Origin of the sequence: Pedobacter cryoconitis (genome assembly GCF_014207135.1) — a bacterium.
Taxonomy (GTDB): domain Bacteria; phylum Bacteroidota; class Bacteroidia; order Sphingobacteriales; family Sphingobacteriaceae; genus Pedobacter; species Pedobacter cryoconitis_D.
Genome location: NZ_JACHCC010000003.1, coordinates 200607 through 214799, shown reverse-complemented (window position 1 = coordinate 214799; position 14193 = coordinate 200607). Strand labels below are relative to the sequence as shown.

15 protein-coding genes are annotated in these 14193 nt (G+C 37.9%); 13 read left to right on the top strand and 2 right to left on the bottom strand.

The window, feature by feature from the left end; all coding sequences use genetic code 11:
• Window positions 1-10: 10 nt before the first annotated feature.
• Window positions 11-826, top strand: a complete 816-nt coding sequence (gene murQ, locus HDF25_RS06380) for an N-acetylmuramic acid 6-phosphate etherase (RefSeq protein WP_184623901.1) — start codon at window positions 11-13, stop codon at window positions 824-826.
• Here murQ and HDF25_RS06375 read toward each other — a convergent pair.
• Entirely contained in the window at window positions 816-2309 is a 1494-nt protein-coding gene (locus HDF25_RS06375; protein ID WP_184623900.1) for a sodium:solute symporter, read from the bottom strand. The genes murQ and HDF25_RS06375 overlap by 11 nt on opposite strands.
• 207 nt (window positions 2310-2516) lie before the next feature.
• On the opposite strand from HDF25_RS06375, the gene HDF25_RS06370 reads away from it, so the two are divergent.
• The 12 genes from HDF25_RS06370 to HDF25_RS06315 all read left to right on the top strand — a co-directional run bounded on the left by HDF25_RS06370 (window position 2517) and on the right by HDF25_RS06315 (window position 12770).
• Window positions 2517-2984 carry a hypothetical protein gene (locus tag HDF25_RS06370; RefSeq protein ID WP_184623899.1) on the top strand — a complete coding sequence of 156 codons (468 nt, stop codon included), beginning with the start codon at window positions 2517-2519 and terminating at the stop codon, window positions 2982-2984.
• A gap of 148 nt (window positions 2985-3132) precedes the next feature.
• Entirely contained in the window at window positions 3133-4395 is a 1263-nt protein-coding gene (locus HDF25_RS06365) for a YdcF family protein (RefSeq protein ID WP_221450866.1), read from the top strand.
• Between the two features lie 82 nt (window positions 4396-4477).
• A complete protein-coding gene (locus HDF25_RS06360; protein WP_184623898.1) occupies window positions 4478-5074 on the top strand; it encodes a TetR/AcrR family transcriptional regulator in 597 nt (198 codons plus the stop codon).
• A 63-nt stretch (window positions 5075-5137) separates the two neighbouring features.
• Window positions 5138-5647 (top strand): acyl-CoA thioesterase, encoded by a 510-nt coding sequence (locus tag HDF25_RS06355; RefSeq protein WP_184623897.1) that lies wholly within the window; start codon window positions 5138-5140, stop codon window positions 5645-5647.
• 68 nt (window positions 5648-5715) lie between these two features.
• Window positions 5716-6192, top strand: coding sequence for a MarR family winged helix-turn-helix transcriptional regulator (locus tag HDF25_RS06350; protein ID WP_184623896.1), 477 nt, complete (start codon window positions 5716-5718; stop codon window positions 6190-6192).
• Window positions 6193-6216: 24 nt separating this feature from the next.
• Window positions 6217-6939 (top strand): GNAT family N-acetyltransferase, encoded by a 723-nt coding sequence (locus HDF25_RS06345; protein WP_184623895.1) that lies wholly within the window; start codon window positions 6217-6219, stop codon window positions 6937-6939.
• A gap of 82 nt (window positions 6940-7021) precedes the next feature.
• Window positions 7022-7582, top strand: coding sequence for an elongation factor P (efp, locus tag HDF25_RS06340; RefSeq protein ID WP_184623894.1), 561 nt, complete (start codon window positions 7022-7024; stop codon window positions 7580-7582).
• A 677-nt stretch (window positions 7583-8259) separates the two neighbouring features.
• Window positions 8260-8613, top strand: coding sequence for a hypothetical protein (locus tag HDF25_RS06335; protein ID WP_184623893.1), 354 nt, complete (start codon window positions 8260-8262; stop codon window positions 8611-8613).
• Window positions 8610-9632 (top strand): sensor histidine kinase, encoded by a 1023-nt coding sequence (locus tag HDF25_RS06330; protein ID WP_184623892.1) that lies wholly within the window; start codon window positions 8610-8612, stop codon window positions 9630-9632. Before HDF25_RS06335 ends, HDF25_RS06330 begins: the two co-directional genes overlap by 4 nt.
• A gap of 68 nt (window positions 9633-9700) precedes the next feature.
• Complete coding sequence (locus HDF25_RS06325; protein WP_184623891.1) at window positions 9701-11395, top strand: patatin-like phospholipase family protein; 1695 nt, start codon at window positions 9701-9703, stop codon at window positions 11393-11395.
• A gap of 282 nt (window positions 11396-11677) precedes the next feature.
• Window positions 11678-12175: a Crp/Fnr family transcriptional regulator gene (locus HDF25_RS06320; RefSeq protein WP_184623890.1), complete on the top strand. Its 498-nt coding sequence runs from the start codon at window positions 11678-11680 to the stop codon at window positions 12173-12175.
• Between the two features lie 265 nt (window positions 12176-12440).
• Window positions 12441-12770 (top strand): hypothetical protein, encoded by a 330-nt coding sequence (locus HDF25_RS06315; RefSeq protein ID WP_184623889.1) that lies wholly within the window; start codon window positions 12441-12443, stop codon window positions 12768-12770.
• Between the two features lie 48 nt (window positions 12771-12818).
• On the opposite strand, the gene HDF25_RS06310 is transcribed toward HDF25_RS06315, so the two are convergent.
• On the bottom strand, window positions 12819-14189 hold the full coding sequence (locus HDF25_RS06310; RefSeq protein ID WP_184623888.1) for a RagB/SusD family nutrient uptake outer membrane protein: 1371 nt from the start codon (window positions 14187-14189) through the stop codon (window positions 12819-12821).
• Window positions 14190-14193: the final 4 nt, after the last annotated feature.

The following is a 14193-nucleotide window of genomic DNA, read 5'->3' as shown; positions in this document are numbered from 1 at the left end:
TCAATTGAAAATGGAATTAACTACAGAAAAAGACTCTGCCTATACTAATCTACATCAGCTCCCGCTTCATGATATACTGGATAATATCAATCAGGAAGATCAGACGGTTCCAAAAGCTGTCAGAAAAAGTCTTGGTCAGATAGAAGCATTAGCGACAGTTATTACTGCTCAGTTACGTCTCGGCGGACGTCTGTTTTACATCGGCGCAGGCACCAGTGGACGTTTAGGTATACTGGATGCTTCTGAATGTCCACCGACATTTGGTGTACCACATGAGCTGGTCATCGGTATCATTGCTGGTGGGGACACCGCCATACGCAAAGCTGTCGAAAATGCAGAGGATGATTCGGAGCAGGCCTGGAAGGATTTACTTGCCCATCAAATAAACGACCATGATGTCGTAGTTGGCATTGCAGCATCCGGGATTACACCTTATGTTTTAGGTGGGTTAAAAGCGGCAAATACAGCTGGTATAATGACAGGATGTATCGTGTGTAATGCGCATAGCCCGATTGCTGAAGAAGCGAAATTTCCGGTGGCTGTAGTGGTCGGACCAGAATTCCTGACTGGCTCTACCCGTATGAAAGCGGGTACTGCTCAAAAACTGGTACTGAATATGCTGACTACCTCAGTAATGATCTCGCTGGGAAAAGTGGAAGGTAATAAAATGGTCGACATGCAATTAACCAACAACAAATTGTATCACCGGGGCATAGATATGATTATGAAAGAAACGGGAACTGATGAAAAAACGGCTACGGATTTATTAAACAAATATGGCAGAGTTCGCCTAGCAATTGAAGCCATCCGTTCTGCTAAGCCTTAGCAATTTCATAATCATCAGAACTCTTTTTGCTTGTGCTTAATAAAAGCAGAAATGTAATGAGCCCGTTAACGATGATCAGTTCATTATCAAAAATATAACCGGATAGTATTTTTTGAGAATTGACACTTACAAAATAGCAGATCAGAGGCGAAAGGACGCAGATAAAGGGGACTAACCTGTCATTAACCTTTCGCCTTTTCATCAAAAGACCAAATGAATATAAACCCAGCAGCGGGCCGTAGGTATAAGAGGCTACTTTAAAAATTGCATTGACAACGGCTTCATTGTTAATAGCATTAAAGACTATAATTGTCAGGCACATTAATCCCGAAAAAAAGATATGGACGTAATTTCTGGCCAGAATCATCTTTTTGCTATTCAGGTTTTCACTCTTATTGAAATTCAGGAAATCAATGCAGAACGAGGTAGTTAAAGCCGTTAACGCGGAATCTGTTGTTGCAAATGTTGCAGCGGTTAAACCCAGCATAAACACAATAGCCGGTACCAGCCCAAGATAGTTGAGTGCAATGGTCGGATATAAATAATCGGTCCTGGTGACTGTTATTCCATTACGTGTTGCGTAAATATATAACAAAGCGCCTACACATAAAAAAAAGATATTGATCAAAACAAATACGGAGACAAAACTGAACATGTTTTTCTGAGCCTCCTTAATATTTTTACAGCTGAGGTTCTTTTGCATCAGGTCCTGATCCAGGCCGACCATAGCAATGGTAATAAATACTCCGCCCAGAAACTGTTTGCCAAAATGTAATTTACTACTCAACAAATCATTGAAGAAGAAAATCTTTGAATAACTACTGTTTTTGATCGCTTCGGTAGCTTCAAAGATATTCAGGTGCAGGCTCCTGCAAATAAAAAATATGGACAAAAACACAGAGGATACCAGGAACAAAGTCTGTAAACTGTCTGTAATGATAATTGTTTTCAACCCGCCTTTATGGGTATAAGCCCAGATCAACAGCAAACATATAAATACAGTAACAGCGAATGGGATATGATAAAAATCGAAGATAAACTTTTGCAAAACAATGACCACCAGGTATAACCTGAAAGCAGAACCAATAGTCCGGCTAATCAGAAATATACCTGCAGCAGTTTTATAACTCCAGAAACCTAATGTTTCTTCGATATAACTATAAATTGAGGTTAGTTTTAAACGGTAATAAAGTGGTAGCAATACTGCAGCAATAATGATGAACCCTACTGCATTCCCCAGAACAAACTGAAAATAACTAAAGGCATCCCCCGTAACCGCCCCTACCTTACCTGGTACAGAAATAAAAGTTACTCCGCTTAAAGCTGTTCCAATCATTCCAAATGCGACCAGGTACCATTTGGAATTCCGGTTAGCTATAAAAAAAGTAGAATTATCAGCTACCCCCCTGGATGTAAAATAGGAAATACTGATCAATAAGGCAAAATAGCCGACAATAAAGGACAATAGTATAATTGGCGACATAAGTTTCAGGTTTTTAGGTTCTTAACGATTGGTAATATAGACACAATTGCACATTATTGCAACATAAATTATTAAATACGCTAAAAACCGCACGACTATTTTTATCAGTTTACTCCTAAAGGATCCAGGCATCTGATAGAAAAAAATATTTTAAACAAAACTGGTTTGATTTTTGTTCACTGCAAAAAAAAAATATTTATATACAACATGAAACTTAAAAACTACTTCACCATTGCACTGATTGGAATTGCATCTACTTGTTTTACAACACAATTACATGCTCAGTCAGCAAAAGTAACGCTCTCCCCAGAATTATTAATTCCGTTCAGCAGAGCGTACAGTGTTGGTATCGGAGGCATTTTAGAAGCTGAATGGCCAGCAGAAAAGAAACTGGGATTAACTTTAGCAACCGGGGTAGAAACCTTATTTCCAAAGAATGACTGGTATGAAAATTACACGTTTTTACCATTAAAAGGTGGTATCAAGTATTACGTAGACAGAAAATTCTACTTAAATTTCAATTTAGGGGCTGCCGTTGGATTTAACGGTTACGGAACAAACTTTTTAGTTGGCGGAGGAATGGGCTACAAATTCAATAACCGCATTGATGCTGGTTTAAGAATTGAAGATGCAGGTACTTCTTATGCTGCATTAAGAGTTGGATTCAGATTATAAATATTCTGACCGTCAAAAATAATATTGAAAAAGCCGCTGGACAATGTTCAGCGGCTTTTTCATAACCTGATCTTTCAGGATACCAAAAAATATTTAAAAATAACCCGCTGTTAACCTCTCTTTAAACCTCTTTTACTTAATTTGTAAAATGTATTTTATAAAACGTGTATTCTTAGTTTTAGTAGTACTGGGAATTTCCAGTCTGACCTTCGCACAGAAAAAACTTCCGGGACAATCTTATCAACTGCTCAGCTCTCAGAATGGATTTGTTCAATCCAAAAACTACTATCTGTTAACGCTGTTTAAAGAATTACCAGAGCTAAAGAAAACACTGGAAAATGACGCTGTTTTGAATAAAATTTTAAAACGCAAGATTGAACGAAGTTCAGCAGCCTTAAAAAATTGCGGATCCGATCTCTTATGTTATACCAGATCAATCAAACTAAGTGATGATGAAATACATGAGGTGAGTAACCGGCTATCCAGGTTATTTAAATCTGGACAAGAACTCGAAAAACTGGTAAAGGATCATTTGATCCCTTCGGGCTGTTACGGACTTTATTCGGCTTTAAGTCCAAAAGAAATATTAATCAAAGCCTGGGAGCAGGATGCTAAAGCTCTTAATCATACTATTGAGGTCTATGCTGAAGGACAGAAACCCAACTATCCCATGATAGACTCTATTAGTTTCAACGTAAAAGATAAGGCTTATGCCGAACTGGTTGCTACGAGTGTTAAACTCTCTGTAGTCCCAGAAAACACCTTGTTCTTTGAACCAACTCTGACCTTCGCACTACTCAGTTTAGAGATTAACGAAAGAAATGATGCAGCAGATTATGAACCCATGATTTCTACGGTAAATAAACTGGCAATTGCCCAGATCAGTAAAACAAACTGGAACAACTACCGGTATTCGGTAATTCTTGTTCCAGGTGAAGGACCTGAAGAAAAAGAGACGGAATTAAGTGCCGGCGGGATGCTCCGGTGCAGGCTCGCAGCATTACAATATCAGAAAGGCCTGGCCCCTTTCATTATGGTATCAGGAGGCAGGGTACATCCATTCAAAACCAAATACAGCGAAGCCTTTGAAATGAAAAAATTTCTCATCAATACACTTCATATCCCCGAAACTGCTATCCTCCTGGAGCCCCATGCCCGCCACACAACCACCAATATGCGTAATTGTGCCAGGTTGATTTTCAGATACGGAATACCAATGGATAAACCCGCTATTACCTCGACTTCCAAATCTCAGAGTTATTACATCAGTGATGTCGTTACAGAACGGTCAAAAAAAGAACTTGGTTATTATCCTTATAAAAATGGAAAAAGACTATCTGATACTGAAATGGAATTTTATCCGAACACAATGTCTTTGCAGATAGATTTTGATGAGCCACTTGACCCATAATCAAAATTGCACTAGTTATGCTTCTCTGATCTTTTTTTAATTATAATTTGAATATTTAGACCGAACGGTTTATATTTATATAATGTTATCAAAATCAGATAGGACAAAACAATTCATTGTAGAAAAATCAGCACCTATTTTTAATACAAAAGGATATGCTGCAACTTCTATGACGGATATCCTGAAAGCCACCGGACTGACCAAAGGTGGAATATATGGAAACTTTAACAGCAAAGATGACATTGCGGTTGAGGCTTTTGACTATTCTTATACAAAAATTAAAGAAGCTCTGCTTTACAGCATAAAACAAGAAAAGACAGCTACCGGCAAATTAATTTCAATCCTCGAATTCTATCATAATTTTACCATAACCCCTGCTGTAGAAGGCGGATGCCCGGTATTAAATACAGCAATCGACGCGGACGACAATATTCCGTTTATGAAACAAAGAGCAGCCCAGGCCTTAAATGAGATGCTCGGTTCACTAACCTATATAATCCAGAAAGGAATAGATTCGGCTGAGTTTAAACTAACCATCAATGCTGCCCATGAAGCCCTATTATTTTATGCAACTATAGAAGGTGGAATCATGATGAGTAAATTAACGGACAAACCGGATGTACTGAATAATATCTTAAAGAACTTAAAAGAACAAATTGAGAACAGATACAAGGCTTAATTTTTTTTTCACTATAAAAAGACCGAACGGTTTATTAAAAGAACGACTAATCAAATATTAATTATGAAAAAGACACCTGTTACTCCCTATACCATTCGTTTTAGTGATTGCGACCTGTTTGGTCATCTCAACAATGCGAGATATATTGATTACTTCCTGAATGCCAGGGAAGATCATTTAAAAGATTTCTATAATATAGAATTAAGTAATTTCTATGCACGCAGCACAAGCTGGGTTGTTGGGGGTCATGAAATAAGTTATTTACGACCGGCAGTCTATGGTGAAGTTGTCAGTATTCAGACTTCATTACTAAAGGCTGCTGACGATCTGTTACTTGTTGAAATGGTGATGTTCGATAACAAACTGACTCATATAAAATCTTTACTCTGGACAACTTTTATCCCTGTAAATGTAAAAACCGGCAGACGCGAAAATCATGATCCTGAATTTATGGATTTTGCCAGATCAATTGAAAGAGATGATGTTGATATTCTGCAGGGCTTTAAAGAAAGGATTCTAAATTTAAAGACAGAGATTAAAGCACAGAACAATATCACGGCTGCAGGTTCTTAAAAAGTTTTTCTTGTAAAATCGATATTTCTCCTTATACTTGGTAAGTATTTACATAAACACTTACATAAATGAAACCAAACATTATTAATGAATTAGGTGTGCTTGCAATCGGTTCCAGAATGCGCAGACTTTACGATAATTTATCCAGTGATACAGCCAGAATCTATGCTGATCATGAACTGGAATTCGAGATTAAATATTTCACGCTTTTTTATATCATTAGCAGAAGAAAACAGATCGGTATTGTAGATATCGCACAGGAACTGAGCCTTACCCATCCTGCTATCATTCATCTGGCTAAAGGTTTAGAGAAAAAAGGTTATATCGAATCGGTACGTTCACCAAATGATAACCGCAAAAGAATCCTGCAGCTTTCAAAGAAAGGGAAAAAGTGTTTACCTGAATTTGAAAAAGTCTGGAATAAACTTGATTCCTTAAATCAGCAACTGTTTGCGGAAATCCATCCCCTGTTGCAAACAATGGCTGCAATTGAACAGGCTCTCGAAGAAACGTCCTATTATAAAAGATATCAAAAGTTCAACTAATTACTGATCAGATCCTGAACCCGTATGAAAAATACTCACGCGCTGGATAACCCTATCTGGCACTCCTTAAATAGTGTTCATCAAAAATTTGCCCTGGGTGGAAAAACTATTCTTCGTTATCCCTCTTCTGTTTTGCCTTTTATGGGTTTTGATCATGCAGACCAATCTCCATTGGACAAAATTGAAAACCAGATGGAAGTCAATGAAAAAGTATTTGTAGTAGGAAAACTGCCTTCATTCCCTCCTAACTGGACTATATTTTCAGAAATGGTTTGTAATCAGATGGTCTGCCAAAAGCCGGTTAGTTTTATCCGGTCCGAAGAATATGAAATTACACCACTTACCCCAGAATGTGCAGATGAAATGGTCGCATTTATCAATCGTATTCAGCCCGGGTATTTCAAAAGAGATACCCCTTTGTTAGGTAATTACTATGGGATAAGAATAAATGGCCAATTGATTGCTATGGCGGGTGAGAGATTAAAAATGCCTGGATACTCTGAAGTCAGCGCCATTTGCACAGCACCAGAATATACAGGTAAAGGACTGGCTCAATATCTCATCTCCTATATATGCAATGAGATACAAAAAAGAGGCGAATCTCCATTTTTACACGTCGTAAATACCAATGAACGGGCAATCCGTTTATATGAATTTATGGGCTTTGAAAAAAGAGCTGACATCCCCTTTTGGCTGATTGGGTTAATGAGCCCCTCTTTCAGCCATCTTCCGGCAACAAAAGAATAATATCTTGTTCGATCAATCAAGGCCTGTTTAAATTCACAAAAAAGCTTCTATCTTTGAGCTCAAATTTTACAATTATATTTTTATGGCAAAGGCATCCGAAACTAAAGTAGGAAATATTTTACGTTACAACGGCGAACTGGTAACGGTTACAGAATTCTTACATCGTACACCAGGTAAAGGTGGGGCTTTCTACTTAGGTAAATTTCGTAATATCAAAACTGGCAGAATTGTAGAGGCACGTTTAGGAACTGACGAGCAGGTTGAAATTTGCCGTGTAGAAACTAGTGACTACCAATATTTATATGAAGAAGGTGATTATTTTGTAGTGATGGATAACGTTTCTTTTGAACAATTCAATGTAGCAAAAGCATTATTCGGACCAGCTGCAAAATTCCTTAAAGAAGGAATGGATGTGATTGTTTCTTTCGAGAGCGAAGAGCCTATCATGGCACAGGCACCAAACTTTGTAGACCTGGAAATTACTTATGCTGAACCAGCAGTTAAAGGTGATACTTCTTCAGGGGCACAAAAATATGCGACTACAGAAATCGGCGTTGAAATAAAAGTACCTTTATTTGTAAACGTAGGTGATAAAGTAAAAGTAGATACACGTACCGGAGAATATATCGAACGTGTAAAATAATTATATACATCAGATTTAAAGCGGCTTAAAGAAATTTAAGCCGCTTTTTTATTTGCGGGTCTGTTTCCGCACATCGAAAAGTAACACATCCTTCTGAAAACCAGACACATCCTACCTCTATCCTCTTATAGATTGTTCTTTTTCCTAAACACCAGGATAGCTAAAAGTCAATAAAATAACCGCAAGTAGAGTTTTTGTTTTCATATAAAATAACGATTAAAATTAATAAATCAACAATCACCATATTAAAAAGAAAAACAAAAATCCAAAAGTTAATTATTTATTTTCATAGCTAATTTAGATTGTATTTTACTGATTAACCTTTGAACAGACCACCAAATATGAACTCCTGATTCTCTTATTCATTAACAGGAAAATTTCTATCCGAATTCTGCGTTTATGTTAGAATAAATTACAAAAACATTTACTAAATCATTAAACAGCATTGTATGAGCACAATAGAGCAAAAAACATAAAATTATCTGTAAAACAATTAAAAATTATGATATTTTATCATACAAAAAGTATATTTCACTTTCAGTAATTTGTCATTTCAAGTTATTAGATAATCACTATTTCTATTCTTACTTAGTAAATCTGTACATTTGGTTAATAGTAACCTATCCATTAAAAACCAAAAACACATCGGTGCAATTTAAACTTATCTCAAAAACACTATGAATGAAAGAAGTATAAAGTACTCGATTAATCTTAATTTTGAGGAGATCAAACTCCCTCCATTTCAAGACATCCTAATCGTAGGAAAAAACAGTACTCAGGGAAAAATAGGCTTAACCAAGTCTTTTGAGATGTTAATTCCAAATGGTTTTGAAACTATCGACATCATTGATGAACGAGTTGAAACTGTCTTTGTCAATAAGCATATTCTAAAAAAAATGCCAGCCGAAAAAGTACTGGAAATATTAAATAAAAATGTTTTCCCGTTCATTTCGGATGGAGAATTGATTCGTGTAGATTTTAAAATTAACATCTCTATTGAGAACCTTGAAGTAACGAGCAGTGAGTTATGATTAATCCTTTCGTAAACCGCGAATACCTTACTGTAGATGCTTTTGATGGTGTTTCGCTGGTTAAAAACAAGATCATTGAAAAAGGTTGTGCTGTTGTTTTTATGGATGATGAACCCATCGGACTGATTACCCCCCGCGACCTGGCCGCAAGTCCACATAACCTGATTGTAGATTGTTTATCAAAAAAGCCAAAGCTTCTGTATGGGAGTAAAATAAAAGATGCCCTAAAGATAATGGACGAATCCAGGTCGGAAATACTGGCGGTTTATCATGACGATGAACTTGTCGGTACTTTATTTAAAGGTGATATTGCTAATCATCTGATGACCACCATTGAAACTCATCATTCAAACTTACAGGAAGTTGCACATGATTTAAGAACGCCTGTTGCCAATTTAATGGGTATCATTCAGTTAATGGAAGAAAGCTTTATTGATTCTGAGAATGAGGAGTTGTTTTCAGCTGCAAAAATTGCTTATAAGAATGCGAATAATTTAATCAGTGAGATACTTAAACCAACAATACATCCTGCTTTTGCCATCCAGGTAACCCCTTTTGAACTCAGAAAAATACTGGAAGAAAGTGTCCTGCAGGTACAGGATATAGGTAGAAATAAAAACATCCAGATCTTTGTTAACCTGCCTGAATCCAATATTTTCAGCTCAGGACATAGCTTATCAATCAAAAGAGCCATTGATAATATCTTGAATAACGCCATTAAATTCACTAAACCAGGGGGCAGTGTTGAAATAACATCGGAACTAAAGGCAGAGCATTGTTTTATCCGCATCGCAGATAACGGCATAGGTATACCTGATGAGATGAAACCTTTCCTTTTTGAGAAATTCACCTCGGCAAGAAGGGTTGGTACAAGTGGAGAAGCAACTACAGGAATGGGCTTGCATATCACCAGGCAGATATGTGAAAGCAACGCCGTAGGCCTGAGAGTAATCAGCACAGTAGGAGAAGGCACTGTATTTGAATTGAAATTCAAACTTATTGGCATTTTAGCTAATTAGTAATATGTCTCATTTGACTATTTGAATTAAAGACCAATTAATTACTTTAGTATTCACCTATAAAAGAGATGATGACACCCATTCTCCCAACCCCACAACCGTTTGAAATTGGTCTTACCTTAACGGGAACCGTTTCTGCTGGTGCATATACTGCAGGAGTAATTGATTTCCTGTTAGAGGCCCTCGAAAACTGGGAACAGAAAAAAACAGACAACCGGAATAAATACCAGGATGATTACCAAAAATGGGACGTTCCATGGCATGAGGTAGTCATTACAGGACTTTCTGGTGCATCCGGCGGAGGTGTGAACTGTGGACTGATCCTGAATACTATAGGCAAACAGATTGATCCCGTTAGTGAGCCACCTGCAGGGGAAACAAAAAATGATTTCTATAATATCTGGGTAGAGATGCTCGGTATCAATGAACTAACGAAGGTAGATGACCTGACAGGTTCCGTCCAGCTCAAAAGCCTCCTTTTTGGCGAAGCAATTCCCAATATTGCCAGAAAAACATTTGTCAAAGAGAATTTCGGTAATGAGTTGTATAAAAAATATATCTCCGATAATCTGAAAGCTATTCTCACAGTTACCAATCTGCGTGGCATTCCCTATCTTTTAAAAACACAAGGAATTGGAGCCAATGAGCTGATCTATTACCGGAATGCAGATTATGTAAAATTTGAGCTGGCCAGAAACAATAAACCATTTTATAAGGATACTAATGTCATCCCTTATAACACTACTGATCCCCTTTTTCAACAAAGTTATAATCAACTGCAGGCAGCCTGTCTGGCTACCTGTGCATTTCCTGCCGCTTTCAAAACACAGCCCATAACACAAAACGAAACTATATATGCCCAAAGGGAAAATGCACAGGCATTAGCCATCCCAAAGGGTCAGGACTATGCTTTCCTGAATGGAGACGGTGGTATTTGTAATACCAACCCTTTCGAATTATTACATCAGGACATGTTGCCTCCGGGGGTCGCACACAATCCACGGGAAGGGAGTAATGTAAACCGCTGTATTATTATTGTTGCTCCGCTGGATACTGATATGGTAACTAAGGATACTTACGACTTAAAGAATGACAGTATCATCTCTGCACTGACTTCTACCTTTGACGCGATCCGGAATGAAGCTGAATTTACTGATGAACAGATCAGACTGGCCATCGAGGATAATGTTTACAGCCGTTTTATTATCGCACCGGTCCGTTACGATGAAACTGGTACTCAGACAGTAGTTCCGGCTATAACAGGAACTTCATTGGGCAATTTCGGTGCGTTCCTTTCCAGAGATTTCCGGGAGCATGATTATTTCCTGGGGAGACGTAATGCCCAGCAGTTTCTTCGCCGGAACTTTGCTATCCCGCTCAGTGAAATCGTCAACAACCCGATTTTCAAGTCTCTTGATATTGAACACAATAAAGAAAAATTCAAGGATTTTATCATCAGCGAGCAGGTAACGGACAAAATAACGAACCAAACGCAGGTTATAGAATCTTTCTGCATCATCCCCTTGTTTGGTTCAACCGTAGCAGCACTTTATAATCCGGTATGGCCAAAGGGAAAATACAATGAAGATGAAATCAAGGCCGATGTCAATCAAAGAGTTGGGAAGGTCATTGACGTAGCCCTGACCGAATTTAAAGTCAATTGGTTTATGACCACGATAGTCAAATGGTTCTTCAAATCAAAAGTAATTAAGGCAATCATGGATAAAATCAATAGCGCGCTACAGGCGGGCAAACTATCCTGATCGATTACAGCTAAACACGGTTTTTACATCGAAAATTTCATATTAACATAAAAAGTAAACTTTAAGACACACATATAACTTATTGATCAATAAATTAATTATATTGTAGTAAGCTCCTGAAGTTATTACCGCTCTCTCTGCCAGCATTCAACTTCTCGGTTTCCAATAAAAAACTAAAGAAAGATAATGGCTCTGAGTCCCGAAACATTTCAACAATTGATTAGAGTTTTAGAGAGGCTAATGCCACTTTCTATTCTTCTACAAAAAACATTAATGGATATAATGTCTGAAGAATCGTTCAAAAAAGGCACAAAGATTCTTTACCAGAGAGAGGTACAAAAAAGGGCATGGTTTATCATCAAAGGATCGGCAAGAGAATTCAAAGAAGATCAGAATAACCATCCCCAGGAACAGACCACCTGGTTCTGGTTCGATGGGGATCTGATTTATACTGTTCCTGGTTTTTTCAGTCAGGACCCCGTCTTAAGTTCGGTTGAACTATTAGAAGACAGCCAGCTGGTTTATCTGAAAATCGAAGATTATGTTCATTTGAAAAATGGAACGGCATTGCTATTTGATAAAATTCGGGATCATTACGAATCATTAAGGCAACAATACTATATCAGTAAATCACATTTAAGTGGCAAAGAAAAATATCTGCAATTATTTAAAGTACATCCCGAGCTCTTTAACTATGCTAAACAAAAAGATATTGCCTACTTTTTAGGGTTGAGCCCTAATTCCCTGTCCAGATTAAGAAGAACAATTGATAGGGAATAATTTACCAAATGGTAAGTCAAAAAGCAACAATGGGTAGGTACGAAGCTATCTAAAAGCTACAGCTATTTCTTTAAACCAAGGCTACCTTTAACATACATGTTATCAATATCAAAAAGAAAGGAGCATTGCCAAAAATTGAAGGAATCGATGATGCAGCATAAAGCTCAGCTGCAATAAACAGAATTTAATTAGCCGGACAGAACGAGCTTTGGGGTGCTGAACGGTAACCGGATAGACTGTAAATCCTATCCTAATTCCTCTAACCATGAATAAGTTTTTAAAGAATGTAAAAGTACTCAGCTTTATTGCTGTACTTCTGCTTATGAGCGGATTGATTTTCACACAAAGTGCCTTTAAAAATCACAAATCAGATGTTGTTACTTATTATTTTAATGGAAACAGCACCAGTGAAATGAAGGAGGCAGCTGCCTGGGGGCCTAACCAGAATCCTGAATATGCCTGCACGAATAAACTTACCACGTTGCCTTGCCATATTGAAGTCCCGGCAGACCAGACGTTAGATGACTACCTGATCAGTCATAGCAATGCTCAGATTCTTGCTGAAGCGGGATCAAGAATAACTGTAGTACCTTAATCAGTAAAACTTCTGGATAACAATATGTTATCCAGAAGTTTCCAATACCTATCTCCTATTCTGTACCATTCCAGATAAAGCAATCACATCTTCCGGGATTGGCAGTGCATAACGCAAATCATTTGGCAAAAGCTGATACACCTTGTTGTTCAATTTTCTGGTTAAAGTAATATTTGCCCCCTCCTTATTCAACCGCTTAATATCCATCCACCTTAAACCTCTGAACATCAATTCTTTTTTCCGTTCCAACAGCACAATCTTTAAGGCTTCACTACTTTCTCCAGCCGTATAAGGAACATAAACCTCCTTTTTGTTCCAGCGTTTAGCAATCAAACCGTTCAACGCACTCATACTTTCAGCAATCCGGCCATTTCTGGCAAGAAACTCTGCTTTGATCAAAATCATCTCATCGGTAGCTAACCCGGTGAAGGTATTCAGATTCTCAACATAATCTCCACTAAACCAATAAGTATTATCGGGTCTCATTTTAAAAAAAATCTTTTTCCTCCAGTCCGCAGCATTAAATGAATCATAAATCTCCTGACTTATGCTTGCATTTGAAACATCCATAATTTCCGTGTAACCTGTTGATCTGACATAGATCACTTCTGTATTATTGGCAAGGGTGAGCGGAGAACGCGCAGTGGGAACCAGCGTATTAAAGTCCAGCACATCAGGGTGTAAAGACAAACACAGCTCAGCATATTTATTTGCATTCTCATAATCACGCATAGACAGGTAAGTTCTTGCCAGTAAACCATAAGCCGCTGCCCTTGAGGGTCTGAATTTGTTTAATGGAGTCACTGGCAATAAATTCACTGCTGCTTTTAAATCCCGGATAACCGACTCATAAGTCTGCTGCAGGTTTGACCGTACTGAAACCGCGTTAAAATCGGTACTAAAACGCAACGGAAGCCCCAAATCAGAACCAGCTGTTCCCTGATCATAAGCCAGACACCATACAATTGCTGCATCCAGATAATTATTCCCCCGACAAAACAAGGCCTGTCCTTTTATATTATCCCACTGGACAGCATTGGCTTCGTTTCTGGAAACCTTATCCATACCTGACAATACGGTATTACAATAATAAACAGCATCATAAAGACTTTTCCAGCTGTTAAAACCCTCGGCAAAAAGATGATCCTTCTCCCAGGTATATATTCTTCTTTCTTCTTCAGCAGTCAATCCAGCCCATATAGCTTCACTTACTTCATAACTATCAGCACTTAGCTCCGCGGCAACTGGACCGGAATAATTAATCTTTGTGGTATTATCCATCAATGCCTGAAAGTCGCCCAGTGTTGTAGGTACGGCCAGCTTTTTATCTGTTTTTTCGTCCAGGAATTTTTTACATCCCCAAAAGCTGATCAAACAACCGGTCAACAGAGCGACAGTTATATATAATCTATTTTTCATCAGT